The following is a 23,024-nucleotide window of genomic DNA, read 5'->3' as shown; positions in this document are numbered from 1 at the left end:
TCTAGACTGGTTAGCAATACGGTTTCAGAGTCCCCAGGAGGAACCGTGGAACCCGTGCTCGACCTCTCGCCCGGCGCAGTGGATGCCGCTGCCTCGGCCGCTGCCGTGCGCGCGGACCTGCCCGACCGGCTGCCCCACGGCGACCCCGACGACCTCGTCGTTCTCCTGGACGACGATCACCGGCCCATCGGCACCGCGCCGCGCCACGGCGTGCACGGCACCGACACGCCCCTGCACCTCGCGTTCTCCTGCTACCTCGTGGACGGTGAGGGCCGCGTGCTGCTCACGCGGCGCGCCCTGGGGAAGCGGTCGTGGCCCGGCGTGTGGACCAACTCGTTCTGCGGCCACCCGCGACCCGGCGAGGACGTCGTCGACGCCGTGAGCCGGCACGGGCGCGGCGAGCTGGGGCTCGAGCCCGAGGCCATCCGTCCCGTCCTGCCCGACTTCGCGTACCGCGCGGTCGACGCCTCCGGCGTGGTGGAGAACGAGGTCTGCCCGGTCTTCGTCGCCCGGGCCACCGCAGCCGTAAAGCCGCACCCCGACGAGGTCGAGGAGCACCGCTGGGTGCACGTGTCCGACCTGCGCGAGACCGTGAGGGTGGCGCCGTGGGCGCTCAGCCCGTGGCTCGTGGAGCAGGCCGCGGCGATCGAGGAGGCCGGCGCGTGGCACGAGCTGGCGCCGGACGAGACGGAGACCCACCCATGACCCTCCAGTCCGAGCTCGACTCGCTGCTGTACTCCGCGCGGGTGCCGGGACTCGACCGTGACCACACGGCCCTGCTGCACGCGCTCGAGCTCGGCAGCTCGGGCGGCAAGCGCTTCCGGCCCTGGCTCGTCACCACCGTGCACGCCGCGTTCGACGGCGACCAGCCCGAGACGGTGGTCGATGCCGTGGCCGCCGCCACCGAGCTGCTGCACACGGCCTTCGTCATCCACGACGACGTGATCGACAACGACGACACCCGACGCGGGCGTCCCAGCGTGCCGGGACACTTCCGCAGCGACGCGGCCGAGCTGGGCACGGCGCCCGGCGACCACGACACGTACTCGCGGGCCGGTGCGATCCTCGCCGGCGACCTCGCCCTCGCGGCCGCGATCCGCGCCGTGGCCACGTGCGGCGTCGACGCCGCCACCACGCACCGCCTGCTCGACCTCCTCGACGCCACGCTGCACGCGTCGGCCGCGGGCGAGCTGGCGGACGTGCGGCTCGCCCTCAGCCCTGCCATGCCGGGCGCCGAGGAGGCCATCGCCGTCACCGAGCACAAGACGGCCGTCTACTCGTTCGTGCTGCCGTTGCAGGCCGGAGCCGTGCTCGCGGGAGCCGACGACGCCGCGGTGCGAGCGCTCGGCGAGATCGGCCGGTGCCTCGGCATCGCGTTCCAGCTGCACGACGACGTGATGGCGATCTTCGGCGACCCCGCCGAGACCGGCAAGGACCCGCTGGGCGACCTGCGCGAGGGCAAGCGCACACCGCTCATGGTGCACGCCTCCCAGACCGACGCGTGGGCGCGGATCGCCCCGCACCTGGGGAATCCCGACCTCACCGAGGCCGCGGGCGCCGCCGTGCGCGAGGCCCTCGAGGAGTGCGGCTCGCGCCACCACATCGAGGACCTCGCCGAGGGCCACCTCACCGTCGCCCGCGAGCACGCGCGCTCACTCGGCCTCGAGTGCTCGCTGCTCGACCCGCTCGTCGAGCAGGCCTGGCGGATGACGCCCACGGCGCTGACGCGGGCCGCCCGGGCCGGTGCGGCATGAGCGTCCTGCACCCCGACGAGCACGGGAAGTCGGGCTCCACCGCCGCCACCGAGGCGTACGCGCTGTACGACGAGGTCGCCGAGGGCGCCGCCGCGCTCGTCATCAAGCGGTACTCCACCTCGTTCTCGCTGGCCTCGCGACTGCTCGCCGAGCCGATCCGCACGCGGGTCTGCAACATCTACGCGCTCGTGCGGGTGGCCGACGAGATCGTCGACGCGCCACGACCCGAGGGCGACCACGACCAGCAGCTGCGGCTGCTCGACTCGCTGCAGGCCGAGGTCCACGAGGCGATGCGCACGGGTCACAGCGCGAACCTCGTCGTCCACGCCTTCGCCCGCACCGCGCGGGCGTGCGGGATCGGCACCGACCTCGTGGACCCGTTCTTCGACTCGATGCGCACCGACCTGTTCCGCACCGAGCACGACAAGGCCAGCTTCGCGACCTACGTCTACGGCTCGGCCGAGGTCGTCGGGCTCATGTGCCTCAAGGCGTTCCTGCTCGACCAGCCCGACGTCAACGGCGCCTACGAGCGACTGGCTCCGGGCGCGCGTCGACTCGGCGCCGCCTTCCAGAAGGTGAACTTCCTGCGCGACCTCGGCGACGACCGCGACAATCTCGGCCGCAGCTACGTGCCCGGCCTCGACCCGGAGCACTTCGACGTGGCCATGCGCGACCGTCTGCTGGACGACATCGACGCCGATCTCGCGGCCGCCGCAGCCGTGATCCCGCAGCTGCCGTCCGGCAGCCGTCGGGCGGTGGCCGCCGCGCACGCACTGTTCGCCGAGCTCTCGCGCCGGCTGCGCAACGCCTCGCCCGAGCAGATCAGGTCCGAGCGGATTCGCGTCCCCGGCCCGTCCAAGGCCCGGGTCGTCGCACGCGCGGTCACGGTGGGCGTGTGATGGGGCGCGTCACGGTCATCGGCGGCGGGATCTCGGGGCTCGCCACCGCCGCGCTGCTCGCGGCCGACGGCTGGTCCGTCGACCTGCTGGAGCAGCGTGACGAGGTCGGCGGTCGCGCCGGCACCTGGGAGCAGGGCGGGTTCCGGTTCGACACCGGTCCCTCCTGGTACCTCATGCCCGAGGTCTTCGACCACTTCTTCCGCCTGCTCGGCACCTCGGCCGCGGAGCAGCTCGACCTCGTCCAGCTCGACCCGGCCTACCGCGTCTTCTTCGAGGGTCACGCCGATCCGGTCGACGTGCTCACCACGCGAGCGCAGAACGTGGCCCTGTTCGACGCGATCGAGCCGGGCGCCGGTCAGCGCCTCGAGCAGTACCTCGACTCGGCCGACGACGCGCTCGCGATGGCGGTGGACCACTTCCTCTACACGAGCTTCGACCGGCCGGCGAACCTCGCGCACGCCGACGTGCTGCGCCGGGCGCCGCAGCTGGCGGGCCTGCTGGGCCGGTCGCTCGAGTCGCACGTGGCCTCGCGGTTCGACGACGTCCGGCTGCGCCAGATCCTGGGCTATCCCGCGGTCTTCCTCGGCTCGTCACCGTCGCGCGCGCCGAGCATGTACCACCTGATGAGCGGCATGGACCTCGCCGGCGGCGTGCTCTACCCGCAGGGCGGCTTCTCCACGCTGATCGACGCGATCGCCGCCCTCGCGCGGGCGCGCGGGGTGCGGATCCACACCGGCGCCACGGTGATCGGCATCGACACCGTCGCGTCCGATCGTCCGCCCTTCGTCCCGGGTGCACGGGCGCGCGTCGAGGGCGTCACCTTCCGCACCGCGGAGCGCATCGAGTGGATCGGCGCGGACGTCGTCGTGGGCGCGACCGACCTGCACCACCTCGAGACCCGGCTCCTGCCCGAGCACCTGCGCACGTACCCCGAGTCCTGGTGGCGCCGACGCGACCCCGGGCCCGGTGCCGTGCTGGCGTACCTCGGTGTGGAGGGCGAGCTGCCGCAGCTGGCGCACCACACGATGTTCTTCACGCAGGACTGGGCGTCGAACTTCGACGACGTCCTCGGCCGGCCCGGTCGCGTGCCCGACCCGGCCTCGTCCTACGTCTGCAAGCCGTCGGCCACCGACCCCACGGTCGCGCCTTCGGGCGACGAGAACGTGTTCGTCCTCGTGCCGGTGCCGGCCGACGTCGGCCTCGGTCGCGGTGGTGTCGACGGAGCGGGCGATCCCGTCATCGAGAAGACCGCAGACGCCGCCATCGCGCAGATCTCCACGTGGGCCGGCGTGCCCGACCTCGCCTCGCGCATCAAGGTCCGCCGGACGGTGGGCCCCGGCGACTTCGCGGCCGACCTCAACGCGTGGTCCGGCGGCGCGCTCGGTCCCGCGCACACGCTGCGCCAGAGCGCGTTCCTGCGCGCCCGCAACGCGTCGCGCCACGTGGACGGTCTGCTGTACGCCGGTTCCAGCACGATCCCGGGCATCGGCCTGCCGATGTGCCTCATCAGCGCCGAGCTCGTGCTGAAGCGCCTGCGCGGCGATCGGTCGGCCGGCCCGTCCGCGGAGCCGTCCGGCACTACGGTGGTCGCGTGAGCTGGCTCTACCTCGCCTCGGTCGTCGGGGCGGGCTTCTGCATGGGCCTGGTCGACCATCGCTGGCGGCTGTTCCTGTTCCGCTGGCCGCGCCGGGCGCTGGTCGTGCTCGGGATCGGGTTCGTGTTCTTCCTGGTGTGGGACCTCGTGGCGATCCAGCTCGAGGTCTACAGCCGCGGCGAGTCTCCCGCCATGACCGGCATCGAGGTCGCCCGCGAGCTGCCGCTGGAGGAGCTCTTCTTCATCGCGTTCCTCTGCTACGTCACCGGTGTGCTGCACGGGCTGTTCACACGTGTCCTCGACCGTGAGGGAGCCGCGCGATGACGTACCTGGGCCTGGCCGCCGTGTTCACCGCCGCCGCCGTGCCGGTGCTGGCCGTCGCCGTGGTGAGGCGCCGCCCCGACCGCCGCTGGTGGGCCGCCACGGGACTCACGGCACTCGCGCTGGTCGTGCTGACCGCGGTCTTCGACAGCATCATGATCGCCGCCGACCTCTTCCGCTTCGACGAGGAGTCGCTCACCGGGATCCACGTCGGGCTCGCCCCGATCGAGGACTTCGCGTGGCCGATCGCCGCGACGATCCTCGTCTCGTCGCTGCTGCTGCTCCTGGCGCCGGCGCGCGAGCCGGCCGAGGACCGGTCGTGAGTCGCGCCGGGCAGGTCCTGGCCTCCTCGCGCCCGCTGTCCTGGATCAACACGGCGTTCCCCTTCGGCGCCGCGTACCTGCTCGCCGACGGCGGGTTCGACGCGGCGTTCTGGATCGGCTGCCTCTGGTTCCTCATCCCCTACAACCTGATGATGTACGGGATCAACGACGTCTTCGACTACGAGTCCGACCTGCGCAACCCGCGCAAGGGCGGCGTCGAGGGAATCGTGCTCGACCGGCGCGTGCACCGGCTGACGATCTGGTCGTCCGTCGTCACGAACGTGCCGTTCGTGGTGGTGCTCGCCGCGATGGGCTCGGCGGTCTCGAACCTCGTGCTGGCGATCAGCATCTTCGCCGTCATCGCGTACTCGGCGCCGGTGCTGCGGTTCAAGGAGCGGCCGTTCCTGGACTCGATCACGTCGAGCACGCACTTCGTGAGCCCTGCCGTCTACGGTCTCGCCCTCGCGGCGGCCCGCGGCAGCGACGTCGAGGTCACCGTGCCCGTCGTGGCCGCGCTGGTCGGGTTCTTCGCGTGGGGCATCGGCTCGCACGCGTTCGGCGCGGTGCAGGACGTCATGGCCGACCGCGCCGCGGGCATCGGCTCGATCGGCACCGCGCTGGGTGCCCGCCGCACCACGTGGTTCGCGCTCGGCGCCTACCTGCTCGGCGGCGTCTGCCTGCTGCTCCTGCCGTGGCCGGCCACGCTGGCCGCGCTGCTCGTCCTGCCGTACGTGGCGAACATCTGGCCCTACCGCTCGATCACCGACGCCACCTGCGAGGAGGCCAACGTCGCGTGGCGGCGCTTCCTGTGGCTGAACTTCCTGACCGGGTTCATGGTCACGCAGCTGCTGATCTGGATCACGCTCACCTGAGGGCGCGGAAGCGGTCCTGCCAGCGCACCCACGGCGGTCGCTCCGCCCAGTTGAGCCGCAGTGTGGTGACGGCGCGGTCCATCCGGCGCGCCAGCTGGGCGCGGCCGCGCACCGAGCGACCCGACACGGCCAGTCGGAGCGAGCGGTCGTAGCGGATGACGGACTCCGGTCCCAGCACGAAGGCGAGGTCCATGTCGTCGTGGACGTCGTCGAACCGGTGCACCCGACCGCGCACGCGCTCCCACGTGGTGCGGCGGACGGCCATGCTCGATCCCCAGAGCGGATGGTGGGCGAGCGCGAGGTAGGTCAGCACGTAGTAGGCGCCGAGGTAGACCGCCGTGGCGATCTGGCGCAGGACGGGCGGGAGGTCGTGGAAGTATCCGGCTCCGGTGACCGCGTCGATCTCCGGATCGGCCATGGCGCGGGTGACCTGCGCGATCCAGTCGGGGCCGGGGCGCGAGTCGGCGTCGAGCCGGGCGATCACCTCGCCGCGGGCGGCGTCGTAGCCGGTGGCGGCGGCGGGCGGGATGCCGAGGCGCGACTCGGGCACCACGCGGGCTCCGGCGGCTGTCGCGACGGCGGCGGAGTCGTCGGTGCTGGCGTTGTCGACCACGACGACCTCGAGCGGGGCGACGGTCTGAACGGCCAGCAGCCGCAGGCACTCGGCCAGCTCGGCGGCGTCGTCGTGGACGGGGATGACCACCGAGACGGTGGGCCCGGTCATCGCGGCTCCGCGACCGAGGTGCGGCTGACGACGAGCGCGGCGACGAGCGCTCCGAGCGCGCCGGCGGCGAGGTCGCCGATCGTGTCGTCGTAGCCCACCTGGATGCGGTCGTCGAGCCACGTGTGGCCCATCCACTCGAGGAACTCCCACACGACGGCGAGAGCGACGGCGGTGGTGATCGTGACGATGAACGCGCCGAGGCGGGGCCGGGCGATGCGCGGATCGTCGTGGGCGGGCAGGGCGCCGACCTTCACCAGGACCTGCCACGTGAGCGCGGCGATGAGCCCGGTGGCGACGGCGTGCACCACGATGTCGAGCTCCGGGACGGCGACGTACCAGTCGAGCTGGGCGGCCCAGCCGCCCAGCAGCAGGGCGGTGCAGTAGGCGACGTCGAGGGCCGGACCGGTGCCGATGGCGCGTGGGATGAACAGCCCGCCGAGCACGAGGAAGAAGAGGGCGAAGCCCATCCAGCCGCCCTGGATCGTCGCCGCGACGACGCTCACGACGCCTGCCGCACGCAGGACATCGGGGGCGATCAGCGGCATTCGACCATCCTACTGAGGATGGAGCTTCGCAGATCGGGCCCGGGCGCCGCGGCCCGGGAAATCGCCCGGAATCGCAGGAATCACATCCGTGTGGTTTGTCCACACGTCTGTGCACAGCTGGGGACAAACCGGGCGCCTGCCGCGGTCACCTGAGGTGGGCGAAGTCGTCCACTCCCTGGTCCTCCTCGGCGAGGGAGAACGAGGCGACGGCCCGGGTCACCATGCCGGTGGCCAGCAGGACGGCCACCGACACGGTGAAGGCCATGCCGCACAGGAACGCGAGCACCAGGGCGACCATGGCTCACGCCTCGCTCTCGCTCATGTCGTCCTCCGTCGTCGTGCTCGTCCGTGTGGATGGAGAGCCGCGAGGCGCGGATTCAGGACCGAGAGCGGGCGACCTCCCTCAGCGGCGCGGCGTGTCGGGTCCGGTGTCGGGCTCCGAGCGGAGCACGTCCTCGCGGGTCTCGTCGAACCGCGCGTCGCCGTGCTGGTCGCCCGGCGGGGTGTCGCCGTCGCCGTACTGGACGTTGCCGTTCTCGTCCGTCACGGCGCGCTCGCCGACGTGGTGCTCGTGCTGCTCCCCGGCGACCGGTCGGTCGGTCGCGTCGTTGCGACGCACCACGTTGCCGTGCTCGTCGGTGGTGACGTCCGGGTCGATCTCGTCGGCCTTCGACAGGCGGTGATCGGCGTGCTGCTTGGTCTCGTGGGCCTCGTGCTCGAGATCCTTCGCCTGACGCTCGAGTCGCTCGGCGTCGAGGCGCGCCTGGTCGGCGTCGGCGCGGGCCGCGGCGGCGCCCGCCGCGGTCTGGTTGGCGGTGACCGAGGCCTCCCGAGCCTCGTCGCGCAGTCGCGCGGCCTCCTCGCGGTGCTGGCGCTCCTGCTCCAGTCGGCGCTCCTCCTTGGCCTTGCTCCCCCTCTTCGCCAGCGCGGCCACGAGCGCCAGCAGCAGCAGGACCGCCACGACGGCGATCAGGATCCAGACCCAGGTGTCGACGTTGTCCATCGCACTTCTCCGTCCGCGGGCCACGGCTGCGTCGGTCGACGCTGGTGCGCCGGGCCCTCTCATTCCTTGGTACCGCAGTCGAGACGAGGCCGCTCGTCGGAGGAATCGGGGTCAGACGGCGGGCGAGGAGTCACGTCGGCGAACTCGTCGGCTGACTTGTCGCTGCGATCCACGAGCGCTCGACTCGCCGTAGGCCTGACAAAGACGGCACGCTCGGACCGCGATCCTGGAATGATCGCGGTGTGACTCCTGAGGAAAGGCTGCGCGAGCTTGCCATCCGGCATGCTGCTTTCGCGTGGCTCGACCGCGAGCGAGCGGCGGGCCACGAGACTTTCTCGCAGGAAGACACCAGCGGCCTGAACTTGGCTGGAGAGACCATTCGCCTGATGCCCACGCAGCAGGGGATCTGGAAGCCGGGCCAGCTGGGAGCTGCGCTCTCATTTCGCACGGTCTATCGGCCCGAGGGTGGTCTTCGGCCATACGACGACAGCGTGGGAGTCGACGGTCTCTATCGCTACAAGATGCGCGGGGACGATCCCGATCATTATCAGAACCGCGCACTCCGACAGGCCATGGCGGAGCGACTTCCGCTGATCTGGTGGCTGGGTGTTCAGGGTGGCGGTTACAGCGCCCTCTACCCGATCTACTTAGTCGGCGAGGAGCGAGCAGATCTGCAGTTCGTCGTCGATATCGACGCGGTTCCTCAGCCCGACATCACGTGGCCTTCGGTCGAGCTCGAACTTGATCCCTCCTACCGTCAGCAACTCACCAAGCTCCGCTTGCATCAACGACCGTTCCGAGCAGCCGTCTTGCGCGCCTACCGCACGTCTTGCGCCGTCTGCTCGCTTCGCCACAGCGATCTCCTCGACGCTGCCCACATTCAGGAGGATGGCGCTGGCGGACGCCCGGTGGTCACCAATGGACTGTCGCTCTGCAAGATGCACCATGCTGCCTATGACCGGAAGATCGTGGGGATTACGCCCTCGTATGAGGTCCGCGTCAACGCCGACGTTTTGCAGGAAGTCGACGGGCCGATGCTGCGACACGGCATCCAAGAGTTCCACGGCAAGAGGCTGATGGTGCTGCCAGAGCGACGCGCGCAACTACCCGACCCGTCGCTGCTCGAGGCTCGCTACCAGACATTCCTCGACGCAAACTGATCCCACTGGTCCTCGTTGCACAGCGCCTCAGGCGAAGGGACCGTCGAGCAGCGCCCACTGGATCAGCATGATCGTCTTGGCGTCGACGATGTCCGTGCCGATCGAGGCGCGCGCCTCGTCGATGCCGAGCTCGACGATCTCGATGTCCTCGCCCTCGTGGGCGACGCCGTGGCGGGTCCCGTGCGCGTCGCCCGAGCGGTAGGGCGCGGCGAAGAAGTGCAGTCGCTCCGTGACGGAGCCGGGGCTCATGAACACGTCGAACACGTGCTGCACGGGCCCGACCTCGATGCCCGTCTCCTCGGCGGCCTCGCGCCGGATCGCGGCCTCGGCGTCGTCCTCGTCGAGCAGTCCCGCGGCGGTCTCGATCAACATCCCGTCGGGGTGACCGTTGACGTAGACGGGGAAGCGGAACTGCCGCGTCAGCAGGATGGTCCTGGCGTCGGGGTCGTAGAGCAGGATCGTGGCGCCGTCCCCACGGTCGTAGGTCTCGCGCCGCTCGGTGCGCCACGTGCCGTCGGACATCCGCTGCTCGAACGTCGTCGCACGCAGGACGTACCAGTCGTTCGCCAGCACCTCCACGTCTTTCACGACGACGTCGGGGTTGCGGTCCAGGTCGCGCCCGGTGAGGTGCAGGCCAGTGCGCCCCCGGCGGTCCGGCGTGTCGATTCCGGCGGTCATCGGGCGTTCGCGATCAGTCTCAGCATGTTGACGATCGTAGATTCGACAGCAAATGACATGCGTGTAGTTCAGTCCACAGACTGACCCACAGGTGGGGAAAACAAAAGGACCCGCAGGAGATTCCTGCGGGTTGGTGAAAGTGGTGGAGCCTAGGGGACTCGAACCCCTAACCCCCTGCTTGCAAAGCAGGTGCGCTACCAATTGCGCCAAGGCCCCGTGGTGGGTGTGTCAGACGGAGTCGCTGTGCTGCGCCCAGGGATCGGGCTGCGCAGCGGCCTTGCGGCGGCTCGAGAACCAGACGGCTCCAGCGACCGCGAGTGCCAGGGTGAGGATCTTCTTCACGTCGATTCCTCCTTCGGTGGGCCTAGATGGACTTGAACCATCGACCTCTTCCTTATCAGGGAAGCGCTCTAACCGAGCTGAGCTATAGGCCCCGGGCAGCAATAGAAGAGATTACCCGAAGGTCCCCGGCGAGTTCCAATCGGGTCGGCGAGTGGTCGGTCACGTGACGCCCAGAGGCGCAGAACGGCCCGCCACTCGGCGAGTGGCGGGCCGTTTCGCGCCACTCGCGGGGAGGGGCGGCTGCGGGCGTTACTGGCGCTCGCCGAACGTCATCTCGATGCCACCGAGGATGCCGGAGGCGAGGTTGTACAGGTGCGCGGCGATCGTGGCCAGGGCCGTCATGAAGATGACGTTGAGGCTCGACACGAGGAGCGTCAGGCCGACGACGCGGCCGAAGCCGAGGTACTCGGTGATGTCGAAGCCGGAGGCGTCGTCGGCGAGCACGTTGGAGACGCTGTCGTTCAGGGCGCCCCAGACGCCGGTGATCTGCATGACCAGCCAGAACACCGTGACCGCGACGACGCTGACCACCATGAGCGCCACCGAGACGACGAACGCCATCTTCGTGACACTCCACGGCTCCACGTGGCTGAGCTTGAGGCGCGCGGAGCGACCCGTGGCCGCCGGAGCGGTCTTGGTGGCCTCGCCCGCCGACTCGGTCTGCTTCGGAGCCTTCTTGGGCTCGGGCTTCTGCTTCTTGGCCGGAGCCGGCTTCGGCTCGGCCTTCTGCTGAGGCTTCGCGGCGGGAGCCGGCGCGGCGGCCGGCGCGGCAGCAGGCGCGGCCGCGGCCTGCGTGGACGCCGACGCGGCAGCAGCCGCACCCCCGGCAGCGGCAGCGGCGCCACCGACGGCAGCACCCGCACCCGGAGCCTTCGGCGCCGGAGTGGCCTTGGCCTCAGGACGCGTGGGCTGCTTCTTCGGCTCGGCCTTCTTCGGCTCAGGCTTCCTCGCCGGCGGCTGGGCCGGCACGGCCTTCATCGTCTGCGTGGGACGGTCGTCGGTGGAGGGCGCGGGCGCCTTCGGCGGCGCCGGCTGGTCGTCACGGACCGCCGGGATCACCGAGGTCGTGTCGGGCGACGCCTGGGTGGTCCGCGCGTACTCCGCCTTGCTCAGCGGCCGGCGCGCGGTGACCGAAGGGGTCGTCCCGTTCGCCTTGGCGTTCTTGGCAGGCATGCCGTTCTGCTGACCGTTCTCCGGCTTCTGCTCACTCACTGTCGTCCCCGCTCGCGTTCGACTGCTCGGCCGTCTCGTCGTTCTCGTCCGTGTTCTCCGGGGTGGTGACCTCGGTGTTCCGGGCGATGGTGACCACGCGGTCGTTGCCCTTGAACTTCACGAAACTCACTCCCATCGTGCCACGGCCCTTCACAGGAACGCCGGACACGAGGCTGCGTGTGATCTGTCCGGACTCGGTCACGCTGATGACGTCGTCGGTGTCACGGAGCACCAGCCCGCCCACGAGCTCGCCGCGCGACTCGGTGATCTGCATGGCCTTGATGCCCAGTCCGCCACGGCCCTGGACGCGGTACTCGTCGATCCGCGTCTTCTTGGCGTAGCCGCCGTCGGTGACGGTGAAGACGTACAGCTTCTGGCTGTCGTCGTCCTCGCCCTCGCCCTCCTCGTCGGCACCGGCCTTGATGACCGTCATCGACAGCAGGGAGTCGTCGTCGCGGAACTTCATGCCCGTGACGCCCGAGGTGGCGCGACCCATCGGACGCAGCTGCTCGTCGTCGGCGCGGAAGCGGATCGACTGGGCCTTGCGGCTGATCAGCAGGATGTCGTCCTCGGGCGAGACCAGCTCGGCGCCGACCAGCTCGTCGTCCTCGTCGCGGAAGTTGATCGCGATGACGCCGGCCTGGCGCGGGCTGTTGTAGTCCGTGAGGCGCGTCTTCTTGACGAGGCCGCGCTTCGTGGCGAGCACCAGGTACGGCGCCTGCTCGTAGTCGCGGACCGCCAGCACCTGGGCGATCTCCTCATCGGGCAGGAACGCCAGCAGGCCGGCCACGTGGCCGCCGCGGGCGTCACGGCCGCCCTCGGGCAGGTGGTACGCCTTGGCGCGGTAGACGCGGCCCGCCGTGGTGAAGAACAGGATCCAGTGGTGCGCCGTCGTGGAGAACACGTGCTCGACGACGTCCTCGCCACGCAGCGACGCGCCGCGCACGCCCTTGCCGCCGCGGTTCTGCACGCGGTACAGCTCGGTCTTCGTGCGCTTGGCGTAGCCGCCCTTGGTGATCGTGACGACGAGCTCCTCGTCGGGGATCAGGTCCTCGTCCGAGAGGTCGCCGTCGGCCGCGATGATCCGCGAGCGGCGGTCCTCGCCGTACTTCGCGACGATCTCGGCCAGCTCCTCGCCGACGATCTCGCGCTGACGGGCCTCGCTGGCCAGGATCGCCTTGTACTCGGCGATCTCGGCCTCGATCTCGGACAGCTCGTCGATGATCTTCTGGCGCTCGAGGGCCGCCAGGCGACGCAGCTGCATGTCAAGGATCGCGGTGGCCTGGAGCTCGTCGATGTCGAGCAGCTCCATCAGGCCGTGGCGGGCCTCGTCGACCGTGGGGCTGCGACGGATCAGCGCGATCACGTCGTCGAGCTGGTCGAGGGCCTTCACGAGGCCGCGCAAGATGTGGGCGCGCTCCTCGGCCTTGCGCAGGCGGTACTCGGTGCGACGACGGATGACGTCGACCTGGTGACGGATCCAGTGCGTGATGAAACCGTCGAGGGTCAGCGTGCGCGGGACGTCGTCGACGATCGCGAGCATGTTCGCACTGAAGTTCGTCTGCAGGTCGGTGTGCTTGTAGAGGTTGTTCAGCACGACCCGGGCCACGGCGTCGCGGCGGACCTCGATGACGATGCGGCGGCCGGCGCGGTCGCTGGACTCGTCGCGCAGGTCGGAGATGCCCTGCACGCGGCCGGTCTGCGCCAGGTCGGCGATCTTGCGCATGAGCGCATCCGGGTTGACCTGGTACGGCAGCTCGGAGACGACGAGCTGGATGCGGCCCTTCGTGTCCTCCTCGATGTTCACCACGGCGCGCATCGGGACCGAGCCGCGGCCCGTGCGGTACATCTCCTCGATGCCGTGGGTGCCGACGATGAGGCCGTCGGTGGGGAAGTCGGGGCCCTTGATGCGGGCCAGCAGCGCCTCGAGGAGCTCCTCGCGGGACGCGTCGGGGTGCTCGAGCGCCCACTGCACGCCCTCGGCCACCTCGCGCAGGTTGTGCGGCGGGATGTTGGTGGCCATGCCGACGGCGATGCCGGCCGAGCCGTTGACCAGCAGGTTCGGGATCCGCGCCGGCAGGACCGTGGGCTCCTGCGAGCGACCGTCGTAGTTCGGCTTGAAGTCGACGGTCTCCTGCTCGATGTCGCGGAGCATCTCCATCGCGATCGGCGCGAGCTTGCACTCGGTGTACCGCATCGCGGCGGCCGGGTCGTCGCCCGGCGAGCCGAAGTTGCCCTGGCCGCTGATCATCGGCGCACGCATCGACCACGGCTGCGCGAGACGCACGAGGGTGTCGTAGATCGCCGAGTCGCCGTGCGGGTGGTACTGACCCATGACGTCACCGACGATGCGGCTGCACTTGTTGAAGCCGCGGTCGGGGCGGTAGCCGCCGTCGTACATCGCGTACAGGACACGACGGTGCACCGGCTTGAGGCCGTCGCGCACGTCGGGCAGCGCGCGCGCCACGATCACGCTCATCGCGTAGTCGATGTACGAACGCTGCATCTCGTCCTGCAGCTCGACCGGTTCGATGCGGTCGCGTTCGATCGGGGTGTCGGTCACTTCTGTGTCCTTCTGTCTGTGGCCGGGCTACGCAGCGCGCCGCCGACCACCGGGGAGGTGGAGGTCAGATGTCGAGGAAGCGGACGTCCTTGGCGTTCCGCTGGATGAACGAGCGTCGCTGGTCGACGTCCTCGCCCATGAGGATCGTGAAGATCTCGTCGGCCACGGCCGCGTCGGCGAGGGTGACCTGGCGGAGCAGGCGGCCCTCGGGATCCATCGTGGTCTCCCACAGCTCGCTGGCGTTCATCTCGCCGAGACCCTTGTAGCGCTGCACCGGGGCCTCCTTCGGCAGGCGGTAGCCGGCCTCGGTGCCCGCGGCGATCACGGCGTCGCGCTCGGCGTCGGAGTACGCCAGCTCGTGCGCGTGGTTGGTCCACTTCACCTTGTACAGCGGCGGCTGCGCCAGGAACACGTGGCCGGCGTCGATGAGCGGCTTCATGAACCGGAACAGCAGCGTCAGCAGCAGCGTGGTGATGTGCTGGCCGTCGACGTCGGCGTCGGCCATCAGCACGATCTTGTGATAGCGCAGCTTGGCGATGTCGAAGTCCTCGTGGACGCCGGTGCCGAGCGCGCTGATGATCGCCTGGACCTCGGTGTTCTGGAGGATCTTGTCGATCCGCGCCTTCTCGACGTTGAGGATCTTGCCGCGCAGCGGCAGGATCGCCTGGGTCGCGGGATCGCGGCCGTTGCGGGCCGAGCCGCCGGCGGAGTTGCCCTCCACCACGAAGATCTCGCACTCCTCGGGGTTGCGGCTGGAGCAGTCGACCAGCTTGCCCGGGAGGCCGCCGCCGGAGCCGAAGCCCTTGCGGTTGCGGGCGAGGTCGCGCGCCTTGCGGGCGGCCACGCGCGCCGCGGCGGCGTCGATCGACTTGCGGACGATGTTCTTGCCCTCGGCGGGGTTGCGCTCGAACCAGGCGCCGAGCTCGTCGTTCAGCACCTGCTGGACGAAGCCCTTGGCCTCGGTGTTGCCGAGCTTGGTCTTGGTCTGGCCCTCGAACTGCGGCTCGGCGAGCTTGACCGAGATGATCGCGGTGAGACCCTCGCGGATGTCGTCGCCGGTGAGGCGGTCTTCCTTCTTCTTGATGAGGTTGTTGGTCTCGGCGAAGCGGTTGACCGTGGTGGTCAGCGCCGCGCGGAAGCCCTCCTCGTGCGTGCCGCCCTCGTGCGTGTTGATCGTGTTGGCGAAGGTGTGGACCGACTCGCTGAAGCTGTCGTTCCACTGCATCGCGAGCTCGAGCGACAGGCCGTTGGCCTCGTCCTCGCGCTCGAGGTTGATGACGTCGCGGTGGATCGGGGCCTTGCTGCCCACGTTGATGTGGTTGACGTAGTCGACCAGGCCGCCGTCGTAGCGGAAGGTGACCTCGCGCTCGACGTCGTCGGCGACGCCGTTGGGGTCGTCCTCGCCCTGGTGGCGCTCGTCGCGCAGCGTGATCTCGAGGCCCTTGTTGAGGAACGCCATCTCGCGGAAGCGCGTCTTGAGCGTCTCGTACTCGTAGGTGGTGGTCTCGAAGATGTCGGCCGAGGCGTAGAACGTGGTGGTGGTGCCGGTCTCGTCGGTGGCCTCGCCGCGCTCGAGGGGAGCGTCCGGCACGCCGTACGTGAACGACTGGGTCCAGCGGTAGCCGTCGCGCTTGACCTCGACGTGCATCTTCGTGGAGAGCGCGTTGACGACCGAGACGCCGACGCCGTGCAGACCGCCCGACACCTTGTAGCCGCCGCCGCCGAACTTGCCGCCGGCGTGCAGCGAGGTGAGCACCAAGGTGACCGCCGGGATCTTCTCCTCGGGGTGCTCGTCGACCGGGATGCCACGGCCGTCGTCGACGACCTTGACGCCGCCGTCGGCCTGGAGCACCACCTGGATGTTGGTGGCATAGCCGGCGAGGGCCTCGTCGACCGAGTTGTCGACGACCTCGTAGACGAGGTGGTGCAGGCCGCGCTCACCGGTGGAGCCGATGTACATGCCGGGTCGCTTGCGGACCGCCTCGAGCCCTTCCAGGACCTGGATGTTGCTCGCGTCGTACGTGCTGGGTGTCTCGGGCGCCTGGGTCACTGAACCAGTATACGGGGCCATTCTGTGCGTCTCACGACACGACACCTCCTGTGGAGCGTTGTTCCTTCATCCACAAGTGCCGCTGAACGGCGCTAGAAGGCCTCTGGGAGTCACGACGAGGGGGTCGATCAAGGTTCCCATCGTCCACCACCCCTCTGGGGCGTCCGTGACGGTCTGGCAACCTGGCTGTCACCCACGGTCTGGGAAAGTGGAGGGGTGAGTTCCACGACCCGCCTCCCGTCACGGGTGTCGGGGCCGGCGCTGGTGGTCGGCGCCGCCGCCGTCACCGTGTTCCTCGTTCTGGTGCGCGCCGCCCTGATGTCGTCGCGCGGACAGGCCGCCGACGAGCACGCGATGCTCACCGTGGCGGCCGGGCGCGAGGCCGAGCTGACCCTGCTGTCGATCTTGGGGCGCGTGCCGATCTGGTCCGCCGCGACGCTCGCGGTCGTGTGCCTGGTGCTGGCCGCCCGTCGCCACCACTGGCGCGCCGTCACCGGCGCCGCGGTGGCGATCGTGGGCGCGAACGTCACCACCCAGGTGCTCAAGCAGGGGGTTCTCGAGCGTCCCGACCTCGGGTACGGCTTCCACAACTCCCTGCCGAGCGGCCATGTCACCGTCGCCGCATCGGTGGTCGCCGCCCTGATGCTGGTCGTGCCGGCAGGCGCGCGGGCCGCCGTCGCGGGCCTCGGCACGTTCGCGGTCGGGCTGACCGGTCTCTCGACGATCGTCGCCGGCTGGCACCGCCCGGCCGACGTCGTCGCGGCGCTCGTCGTGGCGCTCGGCTGGTGCGCGGTGGCCGTCGTGGTGCAGGGCGGCCGGCGGGCGAGGTCTCGTGCGGTGCTGCCCACCGCTCTCAGTGGCGCCGTCGCCGCCCTGCTCGCGATCGTGCTGATCGGGGTGCGTCCGGTGGACGGGATGGACGGCTTCATCGACGCCTCCCTGGTGCTCGGGGCCGTCTCCCTGATCACCGCCGTCACGGTCTCGGCGATGGCCTGGATCGCGCCCGACGCCTGAGCCCGCCCCTCCGGGGTGACGAACGATGAGGCATTGCGCCCCGCTGGGGTACCCGAATGCCTCATCGTGCGTGCTCACCCGTAGGTGTCGCGCGGACCGCGGCCCTTCACCGAGCGGCGGCCCTTCTTCCAGCTCGGGGCCTGCGGGCCGCGGACGTCGATCCGCAGCACCTGGCCGTCGCCGAGCTCCTCGTTCAGCTTGGCCACCAGGCGAGGGGCGAGCAGCTTGAGCTCCTTCGCCCACGCCGTCGAGGAGGTCTCGAGGTGCACGACGCCGTCGGAGAAGCTGTCGACCCTGCAGTGCTGCGCCACCTCGGGCCCCACGATCGCGGCCCAGTCGGAGAACACGCGCGACGCCGCGAGCCGGTCGTTCCAGCCCTGGTTCTGCACCATCTCGCCGAGGACGTCACCCAGCGCGACAGCGTCCTCCCGACCACCCCGACGCGGCGGCGCGTTGCGGCGCATCGGTCGTCGCGGGCGCGCCGGCGGCGCGTTGCCGTTGCGGTAGGCGTCCGCGATCTCGCGGGCGAGGCGCAGGACGTCGTCGTCAGCCACGCGGGGTCACCACCGCGGCCGCGACGTCGAACGACTGGCCCACGAGCTCGGGCGGGACGTCACCCTCGACCGCCGCCGTCACCAGGACCTGCTCGGCCGTGGCCACGCGGGCGGCCAGCCGGGAGCGGCGATCGCTGTCGAGCTCGGCGAACACGTCGTCGAGGATGAGGATCGGGTCGTCGCCCTCCTCGCGCAGCAGCGCGAACGCCGCCAGCCGCAGGGCGAGCGCGAGCGACCACGACTCGCCGTGACTCGCGTAGCCCTTGGCGGGGAGCGCGCCGATCGAGAGCAGCACGTCGTCGCGGTGCGGACCGACGAGGCTGATGCCGCGCTCGAGCTCCTCGCGCCGGCGACGCCCGATCTCGTCCAGCAGCGCCTTGGCGATGTCGTCGGGGTCGCGCAGGTCCTGCACCCCCTCGACCGAGGGCTTGTAGTCCAGCGACACGACCTGCCGGTCCGCGGCCGCACCGGCGGCGACGTCGCGGTAGGCGTCGGTGGCGTGAGGGGCCAGGGCGTCGAGCAGCGCGAGACGCGCCGCGACCAGCTGCCCGCCGACCCGGGCGAGGTTCTCGTCCCAGATGTCCAGCGTGGAGATCTCGATGTTGCTGCGCCGGCCGGCGGTCTTCAGCAGGGTGTTGCGCTGCTTGAGCACGCGGTCGTAGTCGGCCTTCGCCCCGGCCAGGCGCGGCGTGCGCATCACGATGAGGTGGTCGAGGAAGCGTCGCCGGTCGGACGGGTCGCCCTTCACGAGCGCCAGGTCCTCGGGGGAGAACAGCACGGTGCGTGCGATGCCGACGAGGTCGCGCACGCGCGGCAGGGGATTTCCGTTCACCCGCGCGCGGTTCGACTTCCCCGGCGTGATCTCGAGCTCGAGCAGCGCGGAGCGGTCCTCGCGCTGGAGCTGCGCGCGCACGATCGCGCGGTCGGCGCCGGCGCGCACGAGGGGAGTGTCGGAGGAGACGCGGTGCGAGTCCAGCGTGGCGAGGTAGTCGATCGCCTCGACGAGGTTGGTCTTGCCCTGGCCGTTGGCGCCGATGAAGGCCACCGGACCGGCGGCGAGCTCGATCGCGACCGAGCCGTAGGACCGGAAGTCGGTCAGCTCGAGCCGGGTCACGTGCATGCGCCCAGCCTACGGCCGGCGAGATGTGTAGCGGTGTCCACCTGTTTCAGCCGATTTCGGCGCAGAAACGGTGGACACCGCTACACATCTGGGTCGCGGGAGCGACAGGATCAGGCCGGCGGTACGTCGGGGCTCTCCTGGGCGGCGCGGACCGCGTGGCCGCCGAACTGCTGGCGCATCGCGGCGACGGCCTGCATCGCGGCGGACTCGTCCTGGCGCGAGACGAACCGCGCGAAGAGCGACGCGGCGATCGTGGGCGCCGGCACCGCGTTGGCGATCGCGGCCTCGACGGTCCAGCGACCCTCGCCCGAGTCCTCGGCGTAGCCGCGCACCTTCGACAGGCCCGGATCCTCCTCGAGCGCCTTGACCAGCAGGTCGAGCAGCCACGAGCGCACGACCGTGCCGACGCGCCACGAGTCGAGCACCTCGGTGACGTTCTCGACCATGTCGACGGCCTCGAGCAGCTCGTAGCCCTCGGCGTAGGCCTGCATCATGGCGTACTCGATGCCGTTGTGGACCATCTTGCTGAAGTGGCCGGCGCCGACGCGGCCCGCGTGCACGAAGCCGTTCTCGGCATCGGGACGCAGCGCGTCGAACGCGGGCTGCACCTTCGCGATGTCGTCGGCGTCGCCGCCCGCCATCAGCGCGTAGCCGTTCTCGAGACCCCAGACGCCGCCGCTCACGCCGCAGTCGACGTAGCCGATGTTCTTCTCGGCCAGCTGCGCCGCGTGGATCTCGTCGTCGGTCCAGCGCGAGTTGCCGCCGTCGACGACGACGTCACCCTCGCCCAGCAGCTCCTGGAGCTCGGTGATCGTGCTGTGCGTGGGCCCACCGTGCGGGACCATCACCCACACCACCTTGGGGCTGGGCAGCTGGTCGACCATCTCGGCGAGCGACGCCACGTCGCTCAGCTCGGGATCGCGGTCGTAGCCGATGACCGTGAGACCGGCGTTGCGCATGCGCTCGCGCATGTTGCCGCCCATCTTTCCCAGTCCGACGAGTCCGATGTGCATGGGCGCCTCCCGACGTCGTGGCGCGTTCAGTTCTGAAGACGAACCGGCATGATCAGGTAGCGGAACGCGCCATCGGGATCCGCTCCCACCTCCGCGACTCCGGACATCGCGGCGGGCTTGGTGTGCTGCGTGAAGGACAGGTGCACGACCGGCTCGGTCATGACCGACAGCCCTTCCAGCATGTAGTTGGGGTTGAAGCCGATCGAGATGTCGTTGCCCTCGATCGTGGCCTCGACGCTCTCGGAGGCCTGGGCCTCGTCGCCGCTGCCGGCCTCGAGGAGCACCTGGCCCTCGGAGAACGACAGGCGCACGGGCGTGTTGCGCTCGGCCACCAGGGCCACGCGCTTCACGGCGTCGACGAGCGTCTGGGTGCCGACGTACGCGACCGTCTCGGCCTGCGCCGTGAACAGCTGGCGCACGCGCGGGAAGTCGCCCTCGAGCAGGCGGGTGGTGGTGCGGCGGACGCCGCCGCCGACCGTGCCCTCGAAGCCGATGAGGCCGTCGCCGGACTCGCTGGTGGAGACCGCGATCGTGATGTCGCCGCCGGCGGTGAGCGCCTTGGCGGTGTCGGACAGCACGCGGGCGGGCACGAGGGCGCGCGCCGAGATGTCGGAGGCCTCGGGGTACCAGGCCAGGTCGCGCAGGCTGGCGCGGAACCGGTCGGTGGCCATCAGGGAGATCGTCGAGCCCTCGAGCTCGAGGCGGATGCCGGTGAGCAGGGGCAGCATCTCGTCGCGCGAGGCGGCGGCGCTGGCCTGGCCGACGGCGGTGGCGAAGTCCTCGGACTTGACCGTGCCGGAGGAGGTGGGCATCGCGGGGAGCTGGGGGTACTCGTCGACCGGCATCGTCTGGAGGCTGAAGCGCGAGCTGCCGCACGTGACCTGGACCTTGGTGCCGTCGTGGACGAGGTCGACGGGCTTGCCGGCCGGCAGCGCGCGGACGATCTCGGCGAGGAGGCGGCCCGAGACGAGCGCCTTGCCCTCGTCGCTGACCTCGGCGGGCAGCGTGGCGCGCGTGGAGGTGTCGTAGTCGAAGCCCGAGAGGTGCAGCTCGTCGCCGACCGTCTCCAGCAGCAGGCCCGTGAGCACCGGGACGCTCGGGCGGGTCGGCAGGCTGCGGGCGGTCCAGCCGACAGCGTCGGCGAGGGTGTCGCGATCGATGCGGAACTTCACGTTCGGAGGCCTCTCATTCGTCAGTCGAATCCTGCCACGGTGAGCGTTCTTCCACACCCATGGGTGCACGTGACTTCGACTCGGGTTTCGGTCTTTGTACTTTCCGTCGTCGTAGTAGGGGCTGTGGATTCGGTGGACAACCCTCGTTTGTGCTGCGCTGCGGGAAATCTGTCGGTGGATGAAGTTGTGGTTCGTGCAGTGGGGGGACTCGTCCGGGCTGTGGACGATCATCGCGTGTTCACAGGTGATTCACATGCAGATCGTCCGGATGCACCGATGAGGGCCGTTCATGCACAGGCGTTTCCCCAGGTGTGGGCGCCGGAGAATGTCAAGACTGGCGAGCCTGCTGGCGGATGCGGGCCGTCAGCTCGGTGACCTGGTTGTAGACGGCGTGCTTCTCGGCCATGAGCTTGCGGATCTTGCGCTCGGCGTGCATCACCGTGGTGTGGTCGCGGCCGCCGAACTCGCTGCCGATCTGCGGCAGGGACATCTCGGTGAGCTCGCGGCACAGGTACATCGCGATCTGGCGGGCCAGGACGAGGTTGCGCGAGCGGTTGGGGCCGCACAGCTCCTCGATCGTGTACTCGGAGTAGGCCGCGGTCTGCGCCATGATCATGCCGGCGGTGATCTCGGGGTCGTCGCCCTCGGCGATCAGGTCCTTCAGGACGATCTGCGCGAGCTGGAGGTCGACCGTCGTGCCGTTGAGGTTGGCGAAGGCCGTGGCGCGGATGAGCGCGCCCTCGAGCTCACGGATGTTGGTCTGCACCTTGCTGGCGATGAACTCGAGCACGTCGGCCGGCGCGGTGAGCTTCTCGGTGGCGGCCTTCTTGCGCAGGATCGCGATGCGGGTCTCGAGGTCGGGCGGCAGCATCTCGGTCTGCAGGCCCCAGCTGAACCGGTTGCGCAGACGCTCCTCCAGGGTGCGCAGCTCGGCCGGCGGCCGGTCGGACGTCATGACGATCTGCTTGTTCTCGTTGTGCAGCGCGTTGAAGGTGTGGAAGAACTCCTCCTGCGTCGCGTCCTTGTTCTCGATGAACTGGATGTCGTCGACGAGCAGGACGTCGATCTCGCGGTACTTGCGTCGCAGCGCGGGGGTGCGGTTCTCGCCGATCGCGTTGATGACGTCGTTCACGAACTCCTCGGAGCTGACGTAGCGCACGCGCGACGAGGGGTAGAGGTTGATGACGTAGTGGCCGATGGCATGCAGCAGGTGGGTCTTGCCCAGGCCGGAGTCGCCGTGGATGACGAGCGGGTTGTAGGCCTTGCCCGGCGCCTCGGCCGCGGCGACGGCGGCCGCGTGGGCGAACCGGTTGGACGAGCCGATGACGAAGTTCTCGAACTGGTAGCGCGAGTTGAGGCGGGCCTCGGCGATGTTCGCTCGGTGCGAGGGGCCGGGGCCGCCCTGCGGGGCGGTGGGGCGGCTGACCCAGCTGGGGGTCAGCGAGTCGTCGTCGTCCTCGAAGTCGTCGTCACGGTCGACAAGACGATTTGTCGACTTGTCGCTATCGGGCTCCTCCTCGACGGTGATCGGCGCGGACACCAGGTCGGGCGCCTCGTCGACGACGTCGGGATCGATCGTGACCACGAGGCGGATGTCCTCGCCGGCCTGGGTCGTCAGCGCCTGCTCGAGGGCCGGGCGCACGCGCGACTCGAGCTGGGCGCGCGAGAGGTCGTCGTGGACGGCGACGATGAGGATGCCGTTGTGCAGGGAGAGCGGCTTGGCCGCGTAGACGAAGACCTTGGCTCCGGGGGACAAGGTGGCGACGGAATCGCGCCAGACGGTCTCCAGGTCCAGCTCAGCCTCGTCGCGCACCGCACAGCCTTCCTTCCCACCCATGGCAGGACATTCCCGAGTTCTTCCCGGCATCGAGGTCGACCGACGTCGGTTGTTCACACTGTTGTCCACACGTTGTGTATGAATCGAGTGGACGACACGTCCGTTCAGGGGAGGTGTCCTGTGGATATCCGGTGACGCTAGCAGCCGGTGGCGATTCGTCACAAGCGGGTTGGACGATTTGTGGGGACGCTGCGGCGTGTCGTGTGGACGCCCTGCGCGGATCAGGATAAGACTGGCCGCTTTGGGTCGGTTTGACCACGTCAGGCCGCCCCCC

At 70.1% G+C, this 23,024-nt stretch carries 22 protein-coding genes and 2 tRNA genes; 9 read left to right on the top strand and 15 right to left on the bottom strand.

The window, feature by feature from the left end:
* The first annotated feature begins 105 nt into the window (after positions 1–105).
* Genes idi through ACK99Q_RS04330 form a run of 7 tightly spaced genes read left to right on the top strand, consistent with a single transcriptional unit; the run spans position 106 to position 5,763 of the window.
* Positions 106–705 carry an isopentenyl-diphosphate Delta-isomerase gene (gene idi / locus ACK99Q_RS04360; RefSeq protein ID WP_410186058.1) on the top strand — a complete coding sequence of 200 codons (600 nt, stop codon included), beginning with the start codon at positions 106–108 and terminating at the stop codon, positions 703–705.
* Positions 702–1,754, top strand: coding sequence for a polyprenyl synthetase family protein (locus ACK99Q_RS04355; RefSeq protein WP_410185007.1), 1,053 nt, complete (start codon positions 702–704; stop codon positions 1,752–1,754). The genes idi and ACK99Q_RS04355 overlap by 4 nt, the downstream gene beginning before the upstream one ends.
* Positions 1,751–2,653: a phytoene/squalene synthase family protein gene (locus ACK99Q_RS04350; protein ID WP_410185006.1), complete on the top strand. Its 903-nt coding sequence runs from the start codon at positions 1,751–1,753 to the stop codon at positions 2,651–2,653. Before ACK99Q_RS04355 ends, ACK99Q_RS04350 begins: the two co-directional genes overlap by 4 nt.
* Positions 2,653–4,248, top strand: a complete 1,596-nt coding sequence (gene crtI / locus ACK99Q_RS04345) for a phytoene desaturase family protein (RefSeq protein WP_410186057.1) — start codon at positions 2,653–2,655, stop codon at positions 4,246–4,248. Before ACK99Q_RS04350 ends, crtI begins: the two co-directional genes overlap by 1 nt.
* Positions 4,245–4,571, top strand: a complete 327-nt coding sequence (locus ACK99Q_RS04340; protein ID WP_410185005.1) for a lycopene cyclase domain-containing protein — start codon at positions 4,245–4,247, stop codon at positions 4,569–4,571. Before crtI ends, ACK99Q_RS04340 begins: the two co-directional genes overlap by 4 nt.
* The gene (locus ACK99Q_RS04335; RefSeq protein WP_410185004.1) at positions 4,568–4,891 is read left to right on the top strand and encodes a lycopene cyclase domain-containing protein; all 324 of its coding nucleotides are present in this window, start codon (positions 4,568–4,570) and stop codon (positions 4,889–4,891) included. Before ACK99Q_RS04340 ends, ACK99Q_RS04335 begins: the two co-directional genes overlap by 4 nt.
* The gene (locus ACK99Q_RS04330; RefSeq protein ID WP_410185003.1) at positions 4,888–5,763 is read left to right on the top strand and encodes a prenyltransferase; all 876 of its coding nucleotides are present in this window, start codon (positions 4,888–4,890) and stop codon (positions 5,761–5,763) included. Before ACK99Q_RS04335 ends, ACK99Q_RS04330 begins: the two co-directional genes overlap by 4 nt.
* Here ACK99Q_RS04330 and ACK99Q_RS04325 read toward each other — a convergent pair.
* From ACK99Q_RS04325 to ACK99Q_RS04310, 4 genes are all read right to left on the bottom strand, one after another.
* Positions 5,756–6,487: a glycosyltransferase gene (locus tag ACK99Q_RS04325; protein ID WP_410185002.1), complete on the bottom strand. Its 732-nt coding sequence runs from the start codon at positions 6,485–6,487 to the stop codon at positions 5,756–5,758. The two genes, ACK99Q_RS04330 and ACK99Q_RS04325, sit on opposite strands and share 8 nt — an antisense overlap.
* Positions 6,484–7,032, bottom strand: a complete 549-nt coding sequence (locus tag ACK99Q_RS04320; RefSeq protein WP_410185001.1) for a hypothetical protein — start codon at positions 7,030–7,032, stop codon at positions 6,484–6,486. The genes ACK99Q_RS04325 and ACK99Q_RS04320 overlap by 4 nt, the downstream gene beginning before the upstream one ends.
* A 145-nt stretch (positions 7,033–7,177) precedes the next feature.
* Positions 7,178–7,330, bottom strand: a complete 153-nt coding sequence (locus ACK99Q_RS04315) for a hypothetical protein (RefSeq protein WP_269304422.1) — start codon at positions 7,328–7,330, stop codon at positions 7,178–7,180.
* 105 nt (positions 7,331–7,435) lie between these two features.
* On the bottom strand, positions 7,436–8,035 hold the full coding sequence (locus ACK99Q_RS04310) for a hypothetical protein (RefSeq protein WP_410185000.1): 600 nt from the start codon (positions 8,033–8,035) through the stop codon (positions 7,436–7,438).
* 242 nt (positions 8,036–8,277) lie between these two features.
* Between ACK99Q_RS04310 and ACK99Q_RS04305 the strand changes: the two genes are divergently transcribed.
* Entirely contained in the window at positions 8,278–9,195 is a 918-nt protein-coding gene (locus ACK99Q_RS04305; protein WP_410184999.1) for an HNH endonuclease, read from the top strand.
* Between the two features lie 27 nt (positions 9,196–9,222).
* On the opposite strand, the gene ACK99Q_RS04300 is transcribed toward ACK99Q_RS04305, so the two are convergent.
* From ACK99Q_RS04300 to gyrB, 6 genes are all read right to left on the bottom strand, one after another.
* Complete coding sequence (locus ACK99Q_RS04300) at positions 9,223–9,873, bottom strand: NUDIX domain-containing protein (protein ID WP_410184998.1); 651 nt, start codon at positions 9,871–9,873, stop codon at positions 9,223–9,225.
* 140 nt (positions 9,874–10,013) lie between these two features.
* Positions 10,014–10,089: transfer RNA gene (locus ACK99Q_RS04295), tRNA-Ala, on the bottom strand.
* Positions 10,090–10,232: 143 nt separating this feature from the next.
* Positions 10,233–10,307: transfer RNA gene (locus ACK99Q_RS04290), tRNA-Ile, on the bottom strand.
* 157 nt (positions 10,308–10,464) lie between these two features.
* On the bottom strand, positions 10,465–11,388 hold the full coding sequence (locus tag ACK99Q_RS04285) for a DUF3566 domain-containing protein (RefSeq protein ID WP_410184997.1): 924 nt from the start codon (positions 11,386–11,388) through the stop codon (positions 10,465–10,467).
* Between the two features lie 31 nt (positions 11,389–11,419).
* Positions 11,420–13,990, bottom strand: coding sequence for a DNA gyrase subunit A (gyrA, locus tag ACK99Q_RS04280; protein ID WP_410184996.1), 2,571 nt, complete (start codon positions 13,988–13,990; stop codon positions 11,420–11,422).
* A 64-nt stretch (positions 13,991–14,054) separates the two neighbouring features.
* A complete protein-coding gene (gene gyrB, locus ACK99Q_RS04275) occupies positions 14,055–16,061 on the bottom strand; it encodes a DNA topoisomerase (ATP-hydrolyzing) subunit B (RefSeq protein WP_410184995.1) in 2,007 nt (668 codons plus the stop codon).
* A gap of 195 nt (positions 16,062–16,256) precedes the next feature.
* Between gyrB and ACK99Q_RS04270 the strand changes: the two genes are divergently transcribed.
* Positions 16,257–17,054 carry a phosphatase PAP2 family protein gene (locus tag ACK99Q_RS04270; protein ID WP_410184994.1) on the top strand — a complete coding sequence of 266 codons (798 nt, stop codon included), beginning with the start codon at positions 16,257–16,259 and terminating at the stop codon, positions 17,052–17,054.
* A gap of 74 nt (positions 17,055–17,128) precedes the next feature.
* On the opposite strand, the gene ACK99Q_RS04265 is transcribed toward ACK99Q_RS04270, so the two are convergent.
* From ACK99Q_RS04265 to dnaA, 5 genes are all read right to left on the bottom strand, one after another.
* Complete coding sequence (locus ACK99Q_RS04265; RefSeq protein ID WP_410184993.1) at positions 17,129–17,608, bottom strand: DUF721 domain-containing protein; 480 nt, start codon at positions 17,606–17,608, stop codon at positions 17,129–17,131.
* On the bottom strand, positions 17,601–18,728 hold the full coding sequence (gene recF, locus ACK99Q_RS04260) for a DNA replication/repair protein RecF (RefSeq protein WP_410184992.1): 1,128 nt from the start codon (positions 18,726–18,728) through the stop codon (positions 17,601–17,603). Before recF ends, ACK99Q_RS04265 begins: the two co-directional genes overlap by 8 nt.
* A 110-nt stretch (positions 18,729–18,838) precedes the next feature.
* Entirely contained in the window at positions 18,839–19,741 is a 903-nt protein-coding gene (gene gnd, locus ACK99Q_RS04255; RefSeq protein ID WP_410184991.1) for a phosphogluconate dehydrogenase (NAD(+)-dependent, decarboxylating), read from the bottom strand.
* A gap of 26 nt (positions 19,742–19,767) precedes the next feature.
* Entirely contained in the window at positions 19,768–20,913 is a 1,146-nt protein-coding gene (gene dnaN, locus ACK99Q_RS04250) for a DNA polymerase III subunit beta (protein WP_410184990.1), read from the bottom strand.
* A gap of 328 nt (positions 20,914–21,241) precedes the next feature.
* A complete protein-coding gene (gene dnaA / locus ACK99Q_RS04245; RefSeq protein ID WP_410184989.1) occupies positions 21,242–22,750 on the bottom strand; it encodes a chromosomal replication initiator protein DnaA in 1,509 nt (502 codons plus the stop codon).
* Positions 22,751–23,024: the final 274 nt, after the last annotated feature.

Origin of the sequence: Aeromicrobium sp. MLTX1, from assembly GCF_046452335.1 — a bacterium.
GTDB lineage: Bacteria > Actinomycetota > Actinomycetes > Propionibacteriales > Nocardioidaceae > Aeromicrobium.
This window is presented reverse-complemented; position numbering and strand designations above follow the sequence as displayed.

Coding starts and splice junctions, on each gene's coding strand:
- ACK99Q_RS04355 (WP_410185007.1), top strand. CDS start 702: ATGACCCTCCAGTCCGAGCTCGACTCGCTGCTGTACTCCGCGCGGGTG.
- ACK99Q_RS04350 (WP_410185006.1), top strand. CDS start 1,751: ATGAGCGTCCTGCACCCCGACGAGCACGGGAAGTCGGGCTCCACCGCC.
- crtI (WP_410186057.1), top strand. CDS start 2,653: ATGGGGCGCGTCACGGTCATCGGCGGCGGGATCTCGGGGCTCGCCACC.
- ACK99Q_RS04335 (WP_410185004.1), top strand. CDS start 4,568: ATGACGTACCTGGGCCTGGCCGCCGTGTTCACCGCCGCCGCCGTGCCG.
- ACK99Q_RS04325 (WP_410185002.1), bottom strand. CDS start 6,487: ATGACCGGGCCCACCGTCTCGGTGGTCATCCCCGTCCACGACGACGCC.
- ACK99Q_RS04320 (WP_410185001.1), bottom strand. CDS start 7,032: ATGCCGCTGATCGCCCCCGATGTCCTGCGTGCGGCAGGCGTCGTGAGC.
- ACK99Q_RS04315 (WP_269304422.1), bottom strand. CDS start 7,330: ATGGTCGCCCTGGTGCTCGCGTTCCTGTGCGGCATGGCCTTCACCGTG.
- ACK99Q_RS04310 (WP_410185000.1), bottom strand. CDS start 8,035: ATGGACAACGTCGACACCTGGGTCTGGATCCTGATCGCCGTCGTGGCG.
- ACK99Q_RS04300 (WP_410184998.1), bottom strand. CDS start 9,873: ATGACCGCCGGAATCGACACGCCGGACCGCCGGGGGCGCACTGGCCTG.
- ACK99Q_RS04285 (WP_410184997.1), bottom strand. CDS start 11,388: ATGCCTGCCAAGAACGCCAAGGCGAACGGGACGACCCCTTCGGTCACC.
- gyrB (WP_410184995.1), bottom strand. CDS start 16,061: ATGGCCCCGTATACTGGTTCAGTGACCCAGGCGCCCGAGACACCCAGC.
- recF (WP_410184992.1), bottom strand. CDS start 18,728: ATGCACGTGACCCGGCTCGAGCTGACCGACTTCCGGTCCTACGGCTCG.
- gnd (WP_410184991.1), bottom strand. CDS start 19,741: ATGCACATCGGACTCGTCGGACTGGGAAAGATGGGCGGCAACATGCGC.
- dnaA (WP_410184989.1), bottom strand. CDS start 22,750: ATGGGTGGGAAGGAAGGCTGTGCGGTGCGCGACGAGGCTGAGCTGGAC.